The following is a 19,930-nucleotide window of genomic DNA, read 5'->3' on the forward strand; positions in this document are numbered from 1 at the left end:
GTCGTGCAGAGCCTGCCTGCCTCCATAACCCTCAATGGAGCCAACCTGGAAGTAGGCGGTCACAAGACGTTGGAAGACGCGCTGCGCGCCAGCGGCATCAAGCCGAAACCCGGCGATTTCGTTGCCGTGGACGGCTCGGTGATCGAAGCAGGAAAGGGCGAGCCGTTTCACGCCACCGTCAACGGCGAAGTCGCTACCGACATGGATACGAAGCTGAACAACGGCGACGTGGTCGAACTGGGCGACGGCAGCGCCATCGAAGAGCCGAGCGAAACCGCCGAGGAAAGCATCCCCTACTCGATCGAAGAGGAAGGGCGCGGACCTATCCACGTGCTCGAGGGGCAAGGCGCCGACGGATTGAAGCGCACGAAAACCGGCTCGGTCTCCGGCCTGACGACGGAAGAAGTCGTGCAGGAGCCTTCCAACGTGGTGCGCCGAAACGTTTCGCCGCAGGTAGGCGAGGACAAAGTGGTGGCACTCACGTTCGACGACGGCCCCTGGCCCGAATCCACCGCCGCAGTGCTCGACGTGCTGGCCGACCAAGGGGCGAAGGCCACATTCTTCACCGTGGGCAATCGCATCGACGGAGAAGGCGTCGACCTCGTAAAGCGCGCAGCAGCCGAAGGCCATCAGATATGCTCGCACTCGTTCGACCACGCGGCGGGCGACGGTCAAAGCGTGAACCTCGGCTACATGACGCCTGAGGATCAGGTCGCCGAAGTGCAGAAGGGCTACGAAGCCATCGAAGCCGCCACCGGCGCCGAAGCCAGCCATGTATTCCGCACGCCGGGAGGCAACTACGGCGAAGGCGTCATGCGCAATGTCGGGCCGCTGATCAGCGCGGAAATCGGCTGGAACATCGACTCGCAAGACTGGCGCAAGCCCGGAGCCGCCGCCATCGCCAACCAGGTGAAAAACGCCTGGCCGGGCGCCATCGTGCTCATGCACGACGGAGGCGGCGACCGATCGCAAACGGTCGAGGCGCTCAAAGACGCGCTCCCCTATCTCAAGTCGCAGGGCTACCGCTTCGTCACCATGGACGAGCTGCTCGGCTATCCGCTCTCCTAAACCTCGCTTCTGCCGCTCGCCGGACGAAGGCCTCCTTTGATCTTCTTCGGGATCGTTCGCCGCGAGACGTCGTGCCTTTGGCGACAAACATCATCGAAACCACCTGTTTCCTCAACATAGACATTGCTATAGTAAAGTACGTGGGCCGCGCATGGGTGCGACCGTTTCAGAAAGAGGGGTCGGCGGTGCTTCATGGACGTTAGCCAAATCGTTGCCGTTGCTGTGTTCGTCGTGGTCATGATCACCATCATGACCGAGAAGCTGCACCGGTCGCTCGCGGCCATCACGGGCGCGATGATCGTGTTGGCCCTGCATGTCATGCCGTTCGACGCGGCCATGGAGCACATCGACTTCAATACCCTGGGCGTGCTGCTGGGCATGATGCTGTTCGTGTCGGTAGTGAAGCTGTCGGGTGTGTTCGAGTTCCTTGCCATCAAGTGCGCACGACTTGCAAAAGGCGACCCTTGGAAGATCATGCTACTGTTCGTGCTGCTCACGGCCGTACTTTCAGCATTCCTGGACAACGTGACCACCGTGCTGCTCATCGGGCCCATGACGCTGACCGTATGCAAACTGCTCGACGTCAACCCCATCCCGTTCTTCATGACCGAGATACTCGCGTCGAACATCGGAGGCACCGCAACGCTCATCGGCGATCCGCCCAACATCATGATCGGCTCGGCAGCCGGATACTCGTTCTTCGACTTCATCCTGTACGATGCGCCCGCCGTGGCGATTATCCTCGTCGCAATCCTCGGCGTGTTCTACGCGCTATACGGCCGCAAGATGAACGTGGACGACGAGCACAAGGCCCGCATCATGGAGCTGGACGAGCACGCGCAGATCAAGAACCGGCGGCTGCTGAAGCAAAGCGTGGTGATGACCGCCCTGGTGGTAGTCGGATTCATGGCGCATGGCGCGTTGGGGCTGGAATCGTGCATTATCGCGCTAGGCGCCGCGGGCATCATCATGCTGATCTCGGGCGAAAGCATCGAGGAAGCGCTGTCGAACGTGGAGTGGACCACGCTGTCGTTCTTCGCCGGCCTGTTCGTCATCGTGGGCGCGCTGGCCGAGACCGGCGTCATCGGCATGCTGGCGAACGGGTTGATCGACGCAACCGGCGGCAACGTGTTCATCACCATGCTGGTGCTGCTCATCGGCTCGGCCGTGATCTCCAGCTTCCTGGACAACATCCCGTTCGTGGCCACGATGATCCCCATCCTGCTGGCCATGGAATCCACCGGCATGGACGTCACGCCGCTGTGGTGGGCCGTGTCGCTGGGCGCCTGCCTGGGCGGCAACGGTACGCTCATCGGCGCCAGCGCCAACGTGGTACTGTCCGACATCAGCAAGAAGCACGGATACGAGATCACGTTCGCGAAGTTCTTCAAGACCGGCTTCCCCATCATGCTGCTCACCATTTTGATAGCCGGCGTATACCTGGTGGTGCGCTTCCCTCCAGCGTAAGCGCACGGGCGCGAGGCGCAACCGACACGAGCGAAAAACTCGCCTCAACCCCTTGCAGGAGCGCGGGGGTTCGGATATACTGCTTACTCGCGCTTCGCTTAGAAGCCGTATGCCAACGTGGCTCAGCTGGTAGAGCAACGCACTCGTAATGCGTAGGTCAGCGGTTCGAATCCGCTCGTTGGCTCCAGAAAAAATGCAGGTCAGGCGATGAGAGTTGCCTGACCTGCTTTGTTTCCGGAGTTTTTCTTTCAGCGCCCTGGAAGGAGATGAGCTCATGTCCAAAGCGAACGGCAGCGAGGCGCTCGTCGCCGAACAGCTCTCCAAAGATCGCGCCGTCATCGAGCTATGCAGACGATCGCTCGTCAACCATTTCGTAGTGCGGGACATGGATGCCGCCTTAGCTTATATGGCCGACGATGTTGAATGGCTGGGTCCGTTCAGCTGTCAAACCGCCTCGGACAAGAAGACCATGGAAGACATCCTGCGACCCGAGTACAGCATACGGCTCGCATTGGCAGACGAGCGTTGGCGCGCCCGTAAACGCGCCAACACCTGGATCGTCTCGGCACGCTATACGCTGCTTGTCGTGTCGGCCGGCGGAGAGCGCAGCATGCCGTTCAAGCAACATGCTACCTACGTATGGGCCCCTACGCCGGACGGGCCTCGCATCGTGCATCTGCACGTGTCGAACGCCACCGATGCGAACCCGCTCTTGCCTTCGCTCGATCCTGGCCAGAACGCCATCGAATTCCTGTACGAGCACTTCGATGCCCAGGGATCCGGCGCCGGCAAGCTCAGCTTCCGAGACACGGACGGAGACGTTCACGTCCTGCATCCCAACGAACTGTACGCTATAGAATCCGACGGTCCACGCTGCGTCATCAGGCATGCGCACGGAAAGTTCGCGGTGCGAGGCGCCTTGGCAAGCCTGGAAAAGGAACTGCCTGCAAAGGACTTCCTTCGCTTGCACCGCAGTTGTCTGGTGCATCGCGGGCACATCGCCAGCATCGAGGATCATCAGGCGCTGCTCGACGACGGCTCCTCCTACCCCATCGCGGAGCGACGCAGCCGGGAGATCAAGCAATCGTTCGAACTGACCTTGTAGCACACCTCGTCGCACGACGCCGACCTCTCCCGCGCAACATGCCAGAGCAATCTGCCGACCGCTGCGTTCGTTGCGTTTGAACGGGCATTCGTTCTCAGGGGATCGCTCTTTGCCGGCGGTTCGATCTATAATCCAGTGGTATATGGGGATTTCGGAATAGGAATGTTCCGCAATGCGATCGGAAGGGCGGCGATTCGATCATGATAGACGACGAAAAGCTCGCCGCCTGTTTTTCCGACAAAGGTATGGAGCTTGACGATGGCGACCTCGACCAGGCGTCGGGCGGTATTAGCTGCCCCGACCAGATCGTCTTCTTCTGCACCAGATGCCATGAAGCGAAAACGGTCACGAAAACCAGCAGCGCGCTGATATGCCCCGATTGCGGCACGCCGTTCGGAGCCTCAACTTCTCCGAATCCCGATCCAACGTAGGGAGAACCAAGGGACGGTACCGGCAATGGCAAGAGCGACGGGCATTGAGAAGCCGTATGACAAGCTCTTCCACCGATGGGACTCTTCGAAAGAGGTCGTTCGTTTCGTTTGAAGGGGCGTTCGTTCCGCGCATCTGAAAATCGTCCTGCTACCCGGTTACAATCTCGCATGCTTCATTATTTCGACCCTGCCAATGAAAGAGGAACCGCATGTCGACGATACGCACGTTTGCACGATCCCATCCGCTGCTCGTAACCGCCGTCGGGCTCGCCATCGGACTGGCCGTGATCTGGTTCGTGCCATCCGACGGGTCTTTGGCGAACATGATGTTCATTCGCCTGGGATTGACCATCGTCATGTTCGCCATCATGGCCGTCGCGGCAGGATGCAACATCATCGTGCCCAACGCCAAAAGCATCGGCCTCTCGTTCAAGAAGTCTATCTACCCGTTGGTCGTAGCGCTGGTCATGGGCGTGTTCGTTCTGCTCGGCACCGCAATGAAAAACGAGGGGATGGTGTCCGACTGGCCCTTGCAGCTGGCGCTGGTCATCATGCTCTGCCTGCTTGTGGGCACGTTCGAAGAGGGCTTGTTCCGCGGCGTCGTTTTCAGCGGGCTGCTGGCTCGTTTCGGCGAGACGCGTCGAGGTCTGATCGGAGCCGTGATAGTCTCCTCGCTGATCTTCGGCTTCGTCCATGTGACGCCGTCCATCATGAACGGCCAAGTGGTCACCGGTTTGGACATGGCCCAAGCGGCGCTCAAAACCCTGCAAGCCGGCATCCTGGGCGCGTTTCTGGCAGCCCTGTTCCTGAAAACGCGTAACATCTGGGGCATCGCGCTGGTTCATGGCCTCAACGACCTTTTCGTGATGCTGGGCGACGCGCTTTTTTCCGGCACCACGTCCACCACGTACGTCAACAACGACGCGATGATGGCCAGCGCATCAGTCGTCATGTACGGGGTGTTCTTCCTGCTGTACATCCCCATCATCGTCTCGACGGTGCGCATGCTCAAGCAAGTCGAAACCCCCTGCAAAGGCCCCTTTGCCGATAGGTGGTCTTGAGCGACTTTGAATCCGCGCGAAGCCCCAACGGCTTCGCGCGCTATTTTTACTCGCGAAAACGACCGCCTATCCACCTAAGGTTCACGCTCTTTCTCGCATTGATGCGCTAACTCGGATCACCGTCCTTCTTCGTCCTCCTTACGCTTCCGCTAACGGAATAAGCGCCGAGCGTTACCGGTGGTACTATCGCCGGACGACCCGACCGAAGGCAACCGGAGGAGCGCGCCATGAAACCTTACTACGAAGGCTGGTACATGAAGCAGCAGCAAGGCGAAGACGTGCTGGCCGTGATACCGGGGCGCGCGCAGGACTCCGCATTCATCCAGGTGGTCTCCAACCGCGGCTCGCACTTCTTGCCGTACCCCCTGGAGGCGTTCGACCGCACCGACGGCAGCATGCGAATCGGCGACAGCTTGTTCACGCCGTACGGAATGCAGCTGCGCATCGACGAACCGGATTTCGAGTTGGTAGGAAGCGTTCGCTACGGTCATCTGCTGCCGCTGCGCTCGGACATCATGGGGCCGTTCGCCTACGTGCCCATGGAAACGAAGCATACCGTGTTCAGCATGCGGCACCAGGTGACCGGATCGATCCGCCTTAACGGTGACGCGCTAGATATTCGCAACGGCATCGGCTATATGGAAGGCGACCGCGGCCACACGTTTCCCCGCAGCTATTTCTGGATGCAGTGCCTCGACGTTCGACAAGATGCCTCCGTCATGCTGGCCATCGCCGAAATACCGCTGGGTCCGATCCGCTTCACCGGCTGTATCGGCATAGTCGCGCTCGGCGAGACGGAATACCGCTTCGCCACGTACCGGGGCGTGCGCATCGTGGAGCATACGCCCACGATGGCGGAAGTGCGGCAGGGCGATATGAGCCTGCGGGTGGAGGTGCTTGACGATCGCGGGCACAAGCTGCAAGCACCCGCCCAGGGTCTGATGGATCGCACGATTCACGAAAGCCCTTCCGTACCCGCGCGTATCCGCTTCGTCAAGGGCGGCGAACCTCTTTTGGACGAGATGGAGCCCCAAACAAGCTACGAATTCGTTTCCCCAACTTCGGCGTAGGGACCGGACGCCCCCTTTGCGTGCCTCGCGGAGCCGATCCCCGCCGCGTTCGCCCGCACGACGCTGGTATACTGGGCGTATCGAGCAACCTTCGCGAGAGAGGATGCACCATGCTGTACGACAATATTATGATCCCCTACGACGGATCGGCTTCGTCCAAAGCAGCCCTTGCGGAAGCGGTGCGGTTCGCGAAGGACGACCCCGGACTGACCCTTCGCATCGTCCAGATCATCGATACCGACCAGCTTGCCATCGACAAGCTGGAAGCCGAAGGACGCGACGAACAGACCGTCGCTTCATCGGCGATGCTCCAGAAAACCTACGAAGAGGTTACCGAAGAGGCCAGCAAGGCGCTGCATCGCGAAATCGACCCTCTGCTGAGCGGGCTCATGAACAAGGTGTACATCGAACTGCTGCAGGAAACGCAAACCGGCGGACAGATCGTGACGTACGCCATCGACAACTTGTGCGACCTCATCGTCATGGGCTCGCGAGGTCTGGGCGCGTTGCGCGGCATTTTGGGCAGCGTCAGCAGCTACGTGCTGCGCAACGCCGACGTTCCGGTGCTCATCGTCAAGGAAGGCACGAACGAGTAGGACGAGCTGTCATCCCGAGCGAGCGGCGCTCGGGGGCTGTTGATGGTTTCTTGACATTCTCGTGCTATGCTCCTTCGCATGCGCGGCAAGACGAATGCGGAGGAGCGAGAAGAACGTGAGCGAACAGAAAGCGGCCATCGAGCGGAACGGCGAGGCCACGCTGCTGGTGGTCGACGACGAGCCGGAAATCGTCGCGCTTTTGGACGAGTACTTCACGGGTTTAGGCTACCGCGTGCTCACCGCCGAAGACGGGGCAACCGCGCTCAAACGCGCCGAGCAGAGCCCCGACCTCATCGTGCTGGACGTGGGCATGCCGCTCATGGACGGCTACGCCGTGTGCCGCCGCCTACGCGAGCATCTCACCTGCCCTATCCTGTTTCTCACCGCACGCGTCGAGGACGTCGACGCGCTGGAGGGCTTTGAAGCCGGTGCCGACGACTACGTGCTGAAACCGTTCTCGTTAGCCGTGCTGGGAGCGCGCGTGAAGGCGCATCTTGCCCGCGACAACCGCCAGCACGTGCGCGCCGAAGTACGCTTCGACGGCGACATCGCCATCGACTACCGCTCGCGCACCGTGACAGCGGCCGGACGGCCGGTGGAGCTGACGCGGCGCGAGTTCGACATCGTCGCATTCCTGTCGAAGCATCCCGGCCAAGTGTTCGATCGCGACCGCATCCACGAGCGCGTGGGCGGTTGGGAAAACGAGAGTGATTCGCAGGTGGTGACCGAGCACATCCGGCGCATCCGCAAGAAGCTGGCCGCAGCGGGCGCCGAACCCGACCCGGTGGAAACGGTATGGGGCATGGGGTACCGATGGCACGCGTAAGGGGCGCCGAGCGTTTCGACGCCTTGCGGGCGCGTTGGCACCACGCGTCGCTCAAAACCTCGTTCATGGTGTACATGCTGGGATTCCTGCTGCTGGCGTTGGTGATGTCCACGGTGACGGCCGGGATGTTCAGCGGGTTGCAGCACCGGGTGATCGCAGACGCGTACGAAATCTCGGGGCTCTACCTCTACGATGCGCACAACCGGACGCTCGTTCCCGCGCGCGCCGTGGATATCGACGAGAACGGCAGCAGCGTGTTCGTTCAAACCGTGCGCGGCGAGATGACCGAGATGCCGCTGACAGACTTGTCGTCGCTCGTGGAGATCACCGACGCGAGCGATTACCAGTATTCGCCGGGGACGGCGTATCTGTACGGTTCCGCCAACGACGACGCACTCAGCGTCGAAACGCCCGAAGCGCCCGACCAAGCCAAGCTCACGCCCGCCGAGCTGCCCGCCTATGACGCGAAAGCGCGCGATCGGTTCGATGCCTGGCTGGCTGCCAACCCTGACAGCCCCTACACGTCGTTCTTCGACGGAGACAGCCAGGACGGCAACACCGTCGGACTGCTCACTTCCGCAGTGGGTTACTACGTGAACACGCCCCCATCGGAGGAGGCGCAGGCGCTGTCCTCGGCACTCGAGCTGCTAACGTTCCTCATGTTCCCGCTGTGGTTCGGCCTATGCATCTTCGCAGCGGCGCGGCGCTTCTTCGGCAAGCGCCTCCAACCTGGATTCGATGTGCTCGACCGAGCAGCGTCCAACATCGCCGAGCAGAACCTCGAGTTCTCCGTGTCGTACGATCGAGACGACGAGCTGGGCCATCTAGCTTCGTCGTTCGAAGCCATGCGCGCCTCGTTGGCCGAATCGCAGCGCGCGCTGTGGCGCACGGCCGAGGAGCGCAAGCGCCTGAACGCCGCGTTCGCGCACGACCTGCGCACGCCGCTCACCATCCTCAAGGGCAAGATCGAGCTGCTGGACGCGCACGTGCAGTCGGGCAACGTGCCCGCCGAGCGTCTGGCTGCCTCCGTCGCCTCGCTGGCCGCGCAGGTGGAGCGCCTTGAGCGCTACGTCGCCGCTATGAGCGGGCTGCAAAAGCTGGAAGACCGCGCCGTGGTCGCGCGTCCGACCGGGTTCGACAGCGTGGCGGGCATGGTGGAGGACGCCGGAACGGGGCTTGCTGCGCACGCCGACCGAACCTTCGCGCTGTCGGTGAGCGCACGTTGCGACCGCGAGCGGCCAGAGCTATGCGTGGATCAGGCCATCGTGGGCGAGGTGGCCGAGAACCTGCTGAACAACGCCATGCGCTATGCGTCGTCCCAAGTGGACGCTCGCCTCGACGTGCGTGACGGCGCGCTGGTTCTCATGGTGGAAGACGACGGGCCGGGCTTTTCGAACGCCGCGCTCGAACGCGGCTGCGCGCCCTTCTTCAGCGAGGTGCCCTCGGCAGAACATTTCGGCCTGGGGCTGAACATCGCGTCGCTCATGTGCGAGAAGCACGGCGGCGGCGTAACGCTGGAGAACCGCGAGACGGGAGGCGCGCGCGTGGTCGCGCGATTCTCCCTGGATTTCTGCGCCGAGTAGACAGTCGGTAGATATTTGCTCCGTACCATCGGAAGCGTACCGAACGCACCCGAGAAACGGAGCATCCCATGGAAGACACCGCCCCGCTGCGAACTTCGACCGTCACCCTGCCCCCGCTTCCTCGTACGCATGGCAACGCTCCCGATAACGCGACGATCGCGACGGACCGGCGTTCCCTGCTGAAGAAGCGCGCTGCCGTGATCGTCGGGCTGCTGGCCCTGACGGCGGGGCTCGCAGGGTTCTGCGTCCTCTACGGGCCGGAGCTGCTTGCCTTCGTTGCCGACGCTCCGCGCTTCCGCGCCTGGGTGGACGAAACCGGCTGGATCAGCCGCATCGTGTTCGTGCTGGCCAACATGGCGCAGGTCGTGTTCGCGTTCCTGCCCGGCGAACCGCTTGAGCTGGGAGCGGGCTACGCGTTCGGCTTCTGGGAAGGCACGCTGTGGTGCCTCGTGGCCAGCGCCTTGGGAACCGCGGCGGTCATGGCGCTCGTCCGCGCATTCGGAATCCGCATCGTCGGCTTGTTCTTCTCGCCCGACAAGATCACGTCGATGCGCTGGCTGCGCGACTCCCGACGTTTCGAAATGCTGCTGTTCCTGTGCTTTCTCATTCCCGGGACGCCGAAAGACCTGCTCACCTATGTGGCCGGACTGGGATCTAGCTCCATCGGACGCATCGTGGCCATCACCACGGTAGGTCGCATCCCCTCCATCGTCTCGTCCACGCTGGCGGCGGGCGCGTTCGGCGACGGCAATTACCTGGGGGCGGCGCTCGTGATCGCACTGACGGCGGTGCTGGCCGCGGCGGGCGTGATAGCGTACCGGCAGCTGACGAAGCGCAGCGACGCGGCCGAGGATGCGGCCTCTAGCGCTGACGCAATGGGAGCCTAGGCGCGCGCCGAGCGCCACTCCGTCACGGGATCGTGCTCCGGCGGTGACCTGGGCGCATCCCGTTTCGATCCGCACGCGCGTAAGATGAACCATCGTAGCGCGGAAACCGGATCGAAGGGAGGCGTCGTGAGCATCGGGTACGCATCGAAGACGCTGGCAGTGCCCGGCGCGCGCATGCAATCGGTGGTGCAGCGGCTGGCGACGCCCGACCGCCTGGCGCAGGTGATCGACGGCAACCTGTGCGCGCTGGACGCCGCCCTCGACTACCAGGCGAAAAACGGCATCCGTCTGTTCCGCATCAGCTCGGACGTGATCCCCTTCGGGTCGAGCCCCGTGAACGCGCTCGATTGGATGCGCGACTTCGAGCCGCATCTGGCCGCGCTCGGGCGCAAGGCGCGGCGCCATGGCATCCGGCTGAGCATGCACCCCGGCCAGTACACCGTGTTGAACTCGCCCGATGCCGACGTGGTGGAGCGGGCGAAGCTCGACCTGGCGTACCACGCGGCGTTCCTCGACGCACTCGGGATGGATGCGAGCGGAAAGATCGTGCTGCACGTGGGCGGCGCGTACGGCGACAAGCCGCGCGCGCTCGAGCGGTTCGCCAACGCGTACGCGACGCTGCCCCTCGCGGTGCGCCGACGGCTCGTCATCGAGAACGACGACCGGCTGTTCACCGCCCAGGACGTGTTGGCGCTCAGCCGTGCAACCGGAGCGCCCATGGTGTTCGACACGCTGCATCACGAGCTGAACCGCGAGTCCGACGCGCCGGACTGGCGGGTGCTGCTGGACGAGGCGGCCGCCACCTGGAAGCCCGAGGACGGCGCGCAGAAGATTCACTACGCGCAGCAAGCCCCTGGTCGCAGGCCGGGCAGTCACACCGACACCATCGAGCTTGCGCCTTTTCTCGCGTTCTACCGCTCGCTTGCAGAGCATCGGGCCGACAGCGCCTTCGCTATGCCCGACATCATGCTGGAGGTGAAGGATAAGAACCTCTCCGCCATCAAATGCATCCTCTGCACCAGCGAGCATGGCCGCTTCGGCCAGCTCGAACGCGAATGGGCGCGCTACAAGTACGCCGTGCTCGAACACGACCAGGCAGCCTACCTCGCCCTGCGGGCGCTGCTCAAGGACAAGCGCACGTGGCCGGCCGTGCCGTTCTACGAGATAACGGAACGCGCGCTGGCCACGCCCGCGGAACAGGGATCGTTTCGCAACGCCGCGCAGCATGTGTGGGGCTACGTGGCGCCGCACGCCGCCCTGCGCGAGCGTGCAGCGTTCGAGCGCCTTCTGGAGCGCGACGATCGCCACGCCGTGAAGCGCAAGCTGCACGCCCTCGCCGAGAAGTACGACCAGCCCTATTTGCTAGAGTCCTACTACTTCGTGCTGTAGCCTTCTTGCGCCCGGCTCGAGCGCGGATGTTTCACATGAAACATCGGACGACGCCCTTCGTCGTGCCCTGACGGCGAATGCAAGGCCCTGTCCTTTCCGCCGTCGCAGCGAAAAAGGGCGCTTGAGCGCTTCGCTCGCTTGGGCAAACACCGCTGAGAGGGCTCTTTTCTTACGTGTAGTTATTGAGAATAGTTCTCAATAATAATGGTTTCGTTACACTGCAACCATGATAAACGGAGTATCATATCGGGCAGAGAGAAGACCTGAACCACCGCCGATTCCATCGGCGCCACGAACACGAAAGAGAGGGATCGTATGCCCAGTTTCCCCAATCCGTTTGCAGGCAACGTTGACCGCAAGATGACGAACGCCGAACTCATGCAGGCGCTCCGCATCGACATCGCGGGCGAGCTTGAAGCCATCTTCCTGTACGACGCCCACTATCAGGCAACCGACGACCCGGCCGCCAAGGCCGTGCTGGCCGACATCCGCGACGAGGAGAAGGCCCACATGGGCGAGCTCATCACGCTGATGCGCCACCTCGACCCCACGGAGACGGAGTTCTTCCTGGAAGGCGAAGGCGAAGTGCAGGAGAAGCTGGCCGAGCTGGGCATCAAGACCGACGGCGAAATCGCCCCGGCGCCCGCGGAGCCCGCTCCCGCCCCCACCGTCGGCGACCTTTCCTAACGCAACCGACTTCCAGCGCGCAGCCGCCGAATGTTTCACGTGAAACATTCGTACGTGCTGCCGCCTTCTCAAGAAAGGAGTCCCTCATGGACTATCTCGCTCGCGAATCGGCCGACCTTTCGGACGGCCTGTGGAACCGCATCGACGAAACCGTTATCGGCACCGCCCGCAACCAGCTGACCTGCCGCCGATTCCTCAAGGTGTTCGGCCCGCTGGGCGCCGGTGTGACCACCGTGGCCGTCGACGGCGTGAACAAGGAAGAGGTGCTTGAGGACGGCATCGGCCGCATCGTCGGCCGCACGCAGCTTGAACTGCCGTTGTTCTACGAGGACTTCACCCTGCTCAGCCGCGACATGGAGTACGCCGCCCAGACCGGCTACCCGCTGGATCTGTCCGTGGCCATCGCCGCCGCCAAGAAGGCGTCGCGCCGCGAGGACGACCTCATCCTCAACGGCAGCAAGGCGCTGGGCACCGACGGCCTGCTCACGGTGAAGGGATCGTCAAAAATCAAGAAGAGCGACTGGTCGCAGGGCGAGAACAGCTTTGCCGACATCACCGCCGGCGTCGCCCAGCTGGCCAAGACCGGCTACCTGGGCCGCTACGCCCTCGTGGTGTCGCCCGACCTGTTCCTCGACCTGCAGCGCTTGCAGCCGAACACCGGCCTGCTTGAGATCGACCGCATCAAGAAGCTCATCGGCGACAACGTGTACATGACCAGCGTCATGGGTCCCGGCAAGGCCGTGCTCGTGTGCGCCGAGCCCGAGTACCTGGATCTTGCCATCGGCCTGGACCTGTCGGTTGGCTACCTGGAGCTCGCGGACTTCAACCATACGTTCCGCATCATGGAAACGGCCGCCCTCCGCGTGAAGGACCCCGCCGCCATCGTGGTCTTCGCGTAAGCGCGGCGCACCCGCAACCCGCACCGCACAAGGAGCCGGCAATCGCGCCGGCTCCTTTTTCACGCAAGATCCTCGATACCGAACGCCTCTTTGCCGCCGTCGCTCAGCTTGAACTTGAGCGGGCGCAGGGATACCGCTTCGACGAAGTTTGCCCGCTCGAGCTCGAGCGCGTACTTGCGAGCGCTCTGGGGCGTGACTTCCAGATAACCCGCGACGTCACGGAGGGTCACTTCGGGGCTCGACCCGAAAAGCGCGACCTGCACCATCTGATACAGCACACCGCAGGCGCGATCCGACAGCGCTCCGCAAAGCCGAATCTCATCGAGATAACTCTCCGCCGTCGCCAACGCATCGCGGCGCGTTCCCAATTCTGCGACAAGCTCTTCTTGCGCGATTCGCACCAAGTCCATCATCTGGAGCACGAAGAAAGTAGCCTCGCCGTGGTTGAGCGGATCTTCTGTCACCGAAAAGGCCTTGTAGTACGCTCCTTTGTGCTCGGCTATGACACGGCAGAGCGACAGCGTGGTGGGCAGTGACAAGGGATTGCTCAGGTAGAGGGCAAGCAGGAACCGTCCCGTTCTTCCGTTGCCATCGTAGAACGGATGGATGTACTCGAACAGGTAATGGGACAGCAGCGCGCTGTACACTTCAGGCATGTCTTCAGACGACACGAGGTCGATCATCTTGTCGAGATACGACACGATGGCGTCCTCCGGCTCGACCCCCCGATGAACCACGCGATCGGTTGGCGCCTTGATATCGACGCCGAATTTGCGGAACAGCTGGCCGTCGGGAGCGTCCCCCGTTTTCAGCGTGCCGGCGACGACCGCGTCGTACAGCGCGCGGATGTCCGCAGGAGTTTCGGGCAGGGCGACATCGCCGCTAGTAAGACCAAGGTACAGGTTCGCGAACTCGATGAACTGCTTCGTCCGACGATCTTCTCCGTCGCCCTCCTCGATGCCTTCAAGCGCCTCCTCGATCTGCTTGCGCGTGCTTTGAACGCCTTCCATTTCGTTTGTGCATACCACCTCGTCGACGATGAGGTTGCGTACGTACGCGCCGCATGCGATGCCCGGCAGGTCGCGCCATAGCTGCGAGACCTTGCGCTCGGCGCGGAGAATTTTCTCGGTGGCGATCGAAAGCTCGCGAGGCACGGCGAGGAACAGCTCGCCGGTGCCCACGTCGATCCCGGTGCGAAACGACGAAGGAGCCGTCAGGCGCGTCTGCGCTTCGTGCTCGTTCTCGCTCTTGCGATTGCTCGATGTATTTTCGTGAAACAATCTGTCGAGCCTTTTGTAAGACAAGGTGCACCCTCCTCCGTCTCTAATCACGAAATCTGATGACTTTTCATGATTATAACGTCAAAAGGTACATTCTAATCGTGAAAATATCTCATTTTTCACGATTATAGATGCTTCGTCTTCTTTCTATGTACTAAAAGTTGCTGCTTTTCACGATTACAGCTTCTCCTCGTTCTTTTGCCGGTGGCGGATAACGAGGTTGCGCCACACGACGTAGGCGCCGAGGACGAACGCGCCCACATAGCCCAGCACGCCCAGCAGGGGCACGCCCAGGAACTGCGGGTGCATGTTCGTGGTGGCAAGCAGGCTCGATCCGATGAACAACCCGGCGGAGATGAGCGCCATAGCCACCGTCCCGCTGACGGAGTAGAGCGCAGCGATGGCATCCAGCGGAATGCCCAGATCGGCGCCGACGCGCACCTGGCCGCGATCGATCATGTCGAGCGTGTGCGATGCCTGGGTGGGCAAGCGCACCGCGGCCTGCGCGGACGTCGCCGCGGTCGAGACGAACTCGCGCGCCTTGGTTTCGAACGCCTCCCAGGTGCGCTCGCGGCGCTTCACGTGGGCGGCGATGATGTCGATGACGCTGGTGTCGGGCGCGATGTCCACCAGCACGCCCTCGATGGTGACCATGCCGCGCGCCAGCAGGGTGAACGAGGGCGGCAGCGCCAGGTTCTGCGTCTGCAGCACGCCGAACACGTCCATCAGCGCCGAACCCACGTTGATATCGGCCAGGTTCACCGTGGTGTACGAGACCAGCAGGTTGCCCAGCTGGCTGAGCAGCCGCCCATGGTTGACCGACCCCTCCGTGCGCACGGCGCCCAGCAGCGCCTCCATCAGCGCATACGGGTCGTTCTCGGCTACGGCGCGAAACATGCGCCCGATCAGCGCGCGCTCGAGCGCCGACAGCTGGCCCACCATCCCCAAATCGATCCACACGATGTCGTCGCCGCGCACGAGGATGTTGCCCGGATGCGGGTCGGCATGGAAGAACCCGTTGTCCACGATCTGCGTCACGAAGCTCTCGGCCAGGCGCTGGCCCAGCTTCGCCGGATCAAGGCCCATCGCGCGCAGGGCGGGAACATCGTTGATCATAGGGCCTTCGACGAAGTCCATGACCAGCACGTCGTCGGAACTGAGATGCGGGTACGGGCGCGGGCTTTCCACCCCCGGCTGATCGCCGAGGAACTGGCGAAAGCGCACGAGGTTGTGCTGCTCGACGCAGAAGTCAAGCTCCTGGCGCGTCGTGCGCTCCAGCTCGGTGACCAGGTCGTCCAACGACAGCTTGATGCCGTCGGTTGCACGGGTGAGCCCTACGAGCGCAACCGCCTGGCGGATGAGGGCGAGGTCCTGCGTCATCTGCTCCACCACGTGCGGTCGACGCACCTTGATAGCCACGTACGACCCCGCCTTCGGAGCGTCGGCAGGCAACGGAGACGCTGCCGCGCCGATGCCCGTTTCCGCATCCCCAACCGCATGCGGCGCGATGCGCGCCCGGTGCACTTGGGCGATGGACGCCGATCCGAGCGGCTTCTCCTCGATGCACGAGAACGTTTCCCGCCACGGATGCCCCAGCGATTCCTCGATGGTGGCGAGCACCGTGGAGAACGGCATGGGCGGCACGCAGGCGCGCAGCCGCTTGAACGCGTCGGCGTACGCGGGCGGGATGACGTCGCTGCGGTTCGCCGCGATCTGCCCCATCTTCACGAACGTCGGCCCCAGGTCCTCAAGCAAGCTGGTCGCCTTTTCCGGCGTGAGGCCCGACAGCACGCGATGCTGCCGCAGGATGCGCTCGATCTCGCGCAGGCGCCTCCCCGACCCCGACCCTTTATCGCGTCGTGCCTCCACGGCCACCTGCGCCACTTCCTTGAGCGTGGCCACGCCGCACCTCCTCGTCTCGCCTGTTCGACCTTCATTCGACAGCCCAGCGTACCATGGCACCATGCGGCGAGCGCACCGGTTGCCCAGCGGTTATCGGATGGATGCCGAGCCGGAGGAAGAAGGGCGGAAACGCACGCCGCCCCGGTCTGCGCAGACCGGGGCGGTTGAAGGGGGCGCGACGCGGAGGGAGGGGAGAGAACGCGTGCGCCCCGTCGGATTGGATGATCGGTCGAGCGGCCGGCATGCGGGCGATTCCGCATGCCGAGCCGACGGCAGTGCGCCTTACGCGTCGATCGTCTCGACGGCGTACTGCCCGGCCAGGCGGCCGCCGCAGTAGGCGCACATGAGCGAGTAGCCTTCGTAGTCGCAGTACGGGGCGCTCATCAGCGTGCCGTTGTCGGCGCCGGCCACGTACAGGCCGGGGATGGCCACGCCCTCGCCGTCGATAGCCTGCAGACGGTCGTTCGTGCGGATGCCGCCGATGGTCACCCATGCGCTGGGCTCGTACTGGAACGCGTAGAACGGGCCGGTGGTCACGGGCTGCAGGAAGCAAGCCGGCTTGTAGAACTGTTCGTCTTTGCCGTCGGCGCAGTAGCCGTTGTACTCGTCCAGCGTCTCGACCAGCTCGGACGCATCGATGGCCTGGGCCAGCGCCTCGATGGTGTCGGCCTTGAAAGCCCAGCCGGCGCTCACGGCATCATCGATGCTGCCTTGCACGTTCTCCAGCGGCTTGTCCTTGAGCGTCATCATGCCGGTGCGCCAGTTCACCTCGTCGGCGCCGCACAGCGTCCACGCGTCCTTGCCGGAATTCAAGCCGTCCACGTACGCCTGGTCGACCACCGCGTAGTATTTGCCGCCGACCAGCGAGATGGCCCCGCCCAGCGCCAGCGGCAGGTTCGCGAACTTGCCCTCGTTCGAGAAGCGGCGGCCCTGGTTGTTCACCAGCAGCGTGCCGTAGATGCCGATGGTGAACGCGGCGCTCTTGCGGTCGTACAGGCCGTCGGCCTTCTGGTTGGAGCCGGTGAACTCGTTGCCCGCGATGCCCCATTGCGTGGACAGCTGGCCGCCCGCGGCCTGCACCATGTCGATGCCCTCGCCCACGGACAGCACGTTGCCCAGCGGGTTCACGAAGGTGCCGAACTTCTCGCGCATCATGTCGACGTTGCCCAGGAAGCCGCCCGTGGCCACGATGACGGCCTTCGCCTTCACGTCGGTCACACCGTCTCCCTCGCACTGCACGCCCGTGCACGCGCCGTCTTCCATGATGAGGCGCTTGCCCGCCGTGTTGAACAGGAACTCGCCGCCCTTGCTTTCCACGAACTCTTGGAGGGGCTTCATGCGATCCTCGCCCTTGGCCTGCGTCTTCGAGTCCTTCGGGTCGCTCTGGAAGTTGGCGCGCACGGACGCATGCCCTGCGCCGTAGTTGTCGGGGCGCAGGCCGGTAGGCACGCCGAAGTCGTCGGTGAACTGGTCGACCGTCTCGCCGGAGATGGCGACGGCCGCCTTGACGGCCGCGGCGTTCGTGGACCAGTGCGCGTACTCCATAATATGGTTGAAGGCTTCCTCCACCGTGAACTCGACGCCGGCTTCCTGCTGCAGCTTCGAGCCCACCATGAACGGGCCGCCCGCCAGCGAGCCGTTGGCCACGCCCACGTTGCCGCCCTTCTCGATGACGACGACGCTCTTGCCGGCACGCACGGCTTCGACCGCGGCCCACATGCCCGCGCCGCCCGCGCCCACGATGGCGATGTCGCATTCCTTCGTCTGGTCGGCGGTCTGCATCGCGGAAGCCGCGTCGTCGGTCGCGCCCTTCGCGTCGGCGTTCGCGCTGCTTGACGCCTGCGGAGCGCATCCGGCAAGCGCGGCCGCGCCGCCCAGCGCCGCAACGCCGCCCAGCGTGAGGAAGCTGCGTCGAGAAAGCCCGTTCTTCAAAGTAGCCATGTGAGGTCCCTCCTAAAGGATTCCCTGTGCGCCCGACCGTGCCGATCGAGCGGCGCGCCCTCCCGAGGCGCTGAGGAAAGCATGCCTCGCATCAGGCGGTTTGTCGCGGGTGAAGTCGCGCGCCGAGGGGTGAATCCGCGTTCACCCCTGCGCTCACCCCTGGTACAATGACACGACGAACAGGAGGTTCCCATGAAATCAAGCGACGTGGTGCGCGCGCTGGCGCCCGCAGATCAGGCCGGCGAGGACGAGCCTCTGTCGGCGCTCATGTACCCGCTGCGCTTCTTGGGGATGGGCCTGCTCATCGCCTGGCTGTGCTGCACGCACGTCGCCTCCATCTTCCCGGGCGACGTGTTCGACCCCGCGCTGCGCTCGGCATTCGACACGGGCATGCGCATCGGCGACATCGGCACATTCCTCGCGTTCGTTCTATTCGCGCCGCGCATCGGGCGGCTGAGCAGGCACAAGGCGTTCTCGTGGGCAGCGGTCGCCCTTACGACGGCTGGCACGGCGGCGGTGGGCCTCGCGCTCATTCCCGGCGGGGTCGGCGAGGCGGTCATCATACCTGCCAGCATCGTCACCGCCATAGGCGGCGCTGTGCTGTTCTGCCTGTGGGCCGAAGCGTACAGCCAGATGGGAGCCACGCGCACGCTCATGTACGGCGCGCTGTCCTGCATCGCGGCAGCCGCGGCGTCGTTCCTCATCTCCACGATGGAGGCGCCGTTCGGCGTTATCGCCACCGCACTGCTGCCCCTCGCATCGCTGGCATGCGCGCACCTGAGCTTTCGCCTGTTGCCAACCGAGCGCGCCGTGGCGAAAGGGGTGCACTACCCCATTCCGTGGAAGCTCATCGTGATCATGGCCATTGCAGGCTTGCTGTCCAGCTTCTCAGGCGCGTTCCTCTCGGCCACGGAATACGTCGGCGCCATCCATCGCGTCGCGGCCACCGGCATCGTGGGCGTCGTGATTCTCGTGATGGCCGTTTCGAAGCGCGACCGCTTCGACGCGCGTTTCCTGGCGAAGGTGGGACTGCCGGTTGCCGTCGTCGCATTCGCCGTCATCCCCTTCGTCGCCCCCATGCAGGGCTACATCGTGTCGGTGCTCATGCGGTTCGCTTACGTATGGTTCACGTTCTTCGTGCTGCTCATGCTGGCGAACATCTGCTACCGCTTCGAGATTCCCAGCCTGCGGCTGTTCGCCATCGCGCGCGCGTCAAGCGAGGCTGCGCTGCTGGCAGGCATCCTGGTGCGACGCGCCCTGTGGCAGACCGACCTGCTGGCGGATCCGACGACGCTCGCGGGGTTCGCCTTGGCCGGCATCGTCTTGGTGCTGGTGTGCGTGGTCATCTGGATGAGCGAGAAGTCCGTGAACGGCGACTGGGGCGCGTCGGGCCTGTCGCTGGCCGACCGGCTGCACGTGCCGGGACCGCGCGAGCGCTTCATGAGCCGCTGCGACGACCTGGCCGCGCAGTACGACCTGACCGCCCGTGAAACCGAGATCATGGGGCTGATAGCCCAGCGGAAGAGCCGCGCCGAGATCGAGCAGGAGCTGTTCCTGTCGCAGAACACGGTGAAGACGCACGTGCGGCACCTGTACGCCAAGCTGGGCGTGCACTCGAAAACCGACGTCATCGCGCTGTTCGAAGAGTGAGGGCGCCGCTCTGCGAGCCCATCTTCGCCCGAAAAACACGCCACAGAGGGCTAATGCGTGTTTTTCGGGCGAAGATGTTTCCCGGCGA

At 63.7% G+C, this 19,930-nt stretch carries 17 protein-coding genes and 1 tRNA gene; 15 read left to right on the forward strand and 3 right to left on the reverse strand.

Annotation, left to right across the window (positions count from 1 at the left end; translation table 11 throughout):
• The first annotated feature begins 3 nt into the window (after positions 1 to 3).
• The 14 genes from GT590_RS00860 to GT590_RS00925 all read left to right on the forward strand — a co-directional run bounded on the left by GT590_RS00860 (position 4) and on the right by GT590_RS00925 (position 13,069).
• Entirely contained in the window at positions 4 to 1,068 is a 1,065-nt protein-coding gene (locus GT590_RS00860) for a polysaccharide deacetylase family protein (protein ID WP_015761499.1), read from the forward strand.
• A gap of 192 nt (positions 1,069 to 1,260) precedes the next feature.
• A complete protein-coding gene (locus tag GT590_RS00865; RefSeq protein WP_009305360.1) occupies positions 1,261 to 2,535 on the forward strand; it encodes an ArsB/NhaD family transporter in 1,275 nt (424 codons plus the stop codon).
• Between the two features lie 111 nt (positions 2,536 to 2,646).
• A tRNA-Thr gene (locus tag GT590_RS00870) sits at positions 2,647 to 2,722 on the forward strand.
• An 87-nt stretch (positions 2,723 to 2,809) separates the two neighbouring features.
• Positions 2,810 to 3,640 carry a LytTR family transcriptional regulator DNA-binding domain-containing protein gene (locus GT590_RS00875; RefSeq protein ID WP_086414193.1) on the forward strand — a complete coding sequence of 277 codons (831 nt, stop codon included), beginning with the start codon at positions 2,810 to 2,812 and terminating at the stop codon, positions 3,638 to 3,640.
• Between the two features lie 200 nt (positions 3,641 to 3,840).
• Positions 3,841 to 4,071, forward strand: a complete 231-nt coding sequence (locus GT590_RS00880; RefSeq protein WP_114551607.1) for a hypothetical protein — start codon at positions 3,841 to 3,843, stop codon at positions 4,069 to 4,071.
• 209 nt (positions 4,072 to 4,280) lie between these two features.
• Positions 4,281 to 5,132: a CPBP family intramembrane glutamic endopeptidase gene (locus GT590_RS00885; RefSeq protein WP_114533273.1), complete on the forward strand. Its 852-nt coding sequence runs from the start codon at positions 4,281 to 4,283 to the stop codon at positions 5,130 to 5,132.
• 227 nt (positions 5,133 to 5,359) lie between these two features.
• A complete protein-coding gene (locus GT590_RS00890; protein WP_114551606.1) occupies positions 5,360 to 6,202 on the forward strand; it encodes a stress response protein nst1 in 843 nt (280 codons plus the stop codon).
• A gap of 110 nt (positions 6,203 to 6,312) precedes the next feature.
• Positions 6,313 to 6,798: a universal stress protein gene (locus GT590_RS00895; RefSeq protein WP_114556908.1), complete on the forward strand. Its 486-nt coding sequence runs from the start codon at positions 6,313 to 6,315 to the stop codon at positions 6,796 to 6,798.
• A gap of 115 nt (positions 6,799 to 6,913) precedes the next feature.
• Positions 6,914 to 7,624, forward strand: coding sequence for a response regulator transcription factor (locus GT590_RS00900; protein ID WP_114557980.1), 711 nt, complete (start codon positions 6,914 to 6,916; stop codon positions 7,622 to 7,624).
• Entirely contained in the window at positions 7,612 to 9,207 is a 1,596-nt protein-coding gene (locus GT590_RS00905) for a HAMP domain-containing sensor histidine kinase (RefSeq protein ID WP_114557964.1), read from the forward strand. The genes GT590_RS00900 and GT590_RS00905 overlap by 13 nt, the downstream gene beginning before the upstream one ends.
• Positions 9,208 to 9,275: 68 nt before the next feature.
• Positions 9,276 to 10,094, forward strand: coding sequence for a TVP38/TMEM64 family protein (locus tag GT590_RS00910; RefSeq protein ID WP_114556911.1), 819 nt, complete (start codon positions 9,276 to 9,278; stop codon positions 10,092 to 10,094).
• A 126-nt stretch (positions 10,095 to 10,220) separates the two neighbouring features.
• Positions 10,221 to 11,483, forward strand: coding sequence for a UV DNA damage repair endonuclease UvsE (gene uvsE, locus GT590_RS00915; RefSeq protein WP_114557965.1), 1,263 nt, complete (start codon positions 10,221 to 10,223; stop codon positions 11,481 to 11,483).
• A gap of 315 nt (positions 11,484 to 11,798) precedes the next feature.
• Positions 11,799 to 12,170, forward strand: coding sequence for a demethoxyubiquinone hydroxylase family protein (locus tag GT590_RS00920; protein WP_101720935.1), 372 nt, complete (start codon positions 11,799 to 11,801; stop codon positions 12,168 to 12,170).
• An 86-nt stretch (positions 12,171 to 12,256) separates the two neighbouring features.
• Positions 12,257 to 13,069 carry a family 1 encapsulin nanocompartment shell protein gene (locus tag GT590_RS00925; RefSeq protein ID WP_086414186.1) on the forward strand — a complete coding sequence of 271 codons (813 nt, stop codon included), beginning with the start codon at positions 12,257 to 12,259 and terminating at the stop codon, positions 13,067 to 13,069.
• A gap of 59 nt (positions 13,070 to 13,128) precedes the next feature.
• Here the strand turns inward: GT590_RS00925 and GT590_RS14650 are convergent, their stop codons facing one another.
• The 3 genes from GT590_RS14650 to GT590_RS00940 all read right to left on the reverse strand — a co-directional run bounded on the left by GT590_RS14650 (position 13,129) and on the right by GT590_RS00940 (position 18,192).
• Positions 13,129 to 14,373 (reverse strand): Fic family protein, encoded by a 1,245-nt coding sequence (locus GT590_RS14650; RefSeq protein WP_156732707.1) that lies wholly within the window; start codon positions 14,371 to 14,373, stop codon positions 13,129 to 13,131.
• A 153-nt stretch (positions 14,374 to 14,526) separates the two neighbouring features.
• The gene (locus tag GT590_RS00935) at positions 14,527 to 16,251 is read right to left on the reverse strand and encodes an AarF/ABC1/UbiB kinase family protein (protein WP_156732706.1); all 1,725 of its coding nucleotides are present in this window, start codon (positions 16,249 to 16,251) and stop codon (positions 14,527 to 14,529) included.
• Positions 16,252 to 16,533: 282 nt separating this feature from the next.
• The gene (locus tag GT590_RS00940) at positions 16,534 to 18,192 is read right to left on the reverse strand and encodes an FAD-dependent oxidoreductase (protein ID WP_161170788.1); all 1,659 of its coding nucleotides are present in this window, start codon (positions 18,190 to 18,192) and stop codon (positions 16,534 to 16,536) included.
• Between the two features lie 192 nt (positions 18,193 to 18,384).
• Here GT590_RS00940 and GT590_RS00945 point away from each other — a divergent pair, with 192 nt between their 5' ends.
• The gene (locus tag GT590_RS00945; protein WP_009305375.1) at positions 18,385 to 19,842 is read left to right on the forward strand and encodes a helix-turn-helix transcriptional regulator; all 1,458 of its coding nucleotides are present in this window, start codon (positions 18,385 to 18,387) and stop codon (positions 19,840 to 19,842) included.
• The last annotated feature ends 88 nt before the right edge of the window (positions 19,843 to 19,930 follow it).

It is taken from the genome of Eggerthella sp. BIOML-A1 (genome assembly GCF_009875595.1).
Lineage (GTDB): Bacteria > Actinomycetota > Coriobacteriia > Coriobacteriales > Eggerthellaceae > Eggerthella > Eggerthella lenta.

Coding starts and splice junctions, on each gene's coding strand:
- GT590_RS00895 (WP_114556908.1), top strand. CDS start 6,313: ATGCTGTACGACAATATTATGATCCCCTACGACGGATCGGCTTCGTCC.
- GT590_RS00925 (WP_086414186.1), top strand. CDS start 12,257: ATGGACTATCTCGCTCGCGAATCGGCCGACCTTTCGGACGGCCTGTGG.
- GT590_RS00940 (WP_161170788.1), bottom strand. CDS start 18,192: ATGGCTACTTTGAAGAACGGGCTTTCTCGACGCAGCTTCCTCACGCTG.
- GT590_RS00890 (WP_114551606.1), top strand. CDS start 5,360: ATGAAACCTTACTACGAAGGCTGGTACATGAAGCAGCAGCAAGGCGAA.
- GT590_RS00920 (WP_101720935.1), top strand. CDS start 11,799: ATGCCCAGTTTCCCCAATCCGTTTGCAGGCAACGTTGACCGCAAGATG.
- GT590_RS00875 (WP_086414193.1), top strand. CDS start 2,810: ATGTCCAAAGCGAACGGCAGCGAGGCGCTCGTCGCCGAACAGCTCTCC.
- GT590_RS00945 (WP_009305375.1), top strand. CDS start 18,385: ATGAAATCAAGCGACGTGGTGCGCGCGCTGGCGCCCGCAGATCAGGCC.
- GT590_RS00905 (WP_114557964.1), top strand. CDS start 7,612: ATGGCACGCGTAAGGGGCGCCGAGCGTTTCGACGCCTTGCGGGCGCGT.
- GT590_RS00910 (WP_114556911.1), top strand. CDS start 9,276: ATGGAAGACACCGCCCCGCTGCGAACTTCGACCGTCACCCTGCCCCCG.
- GT590_RS00880 (WP_114551607.1), top strand. CDS start 3,841: ATGATAGACGACGAAAAGCTCGCCGCCTGTTTTTCCGACAAAGGTATG.
- GT590_RS00865 (WP_009305360.1), top strand. CDS start 1,261: ATGGACGTTAGCCAAATCGTTGCCGTTGCTGTGTTCGTCGTGGTCATG.
- GT590_RS00885 (WP_114533273.1), top strand. CDS start 4,281: ATGTCGACGATACGCACGTTTGCACGATCCCATCCGCTGCTCGTAACC.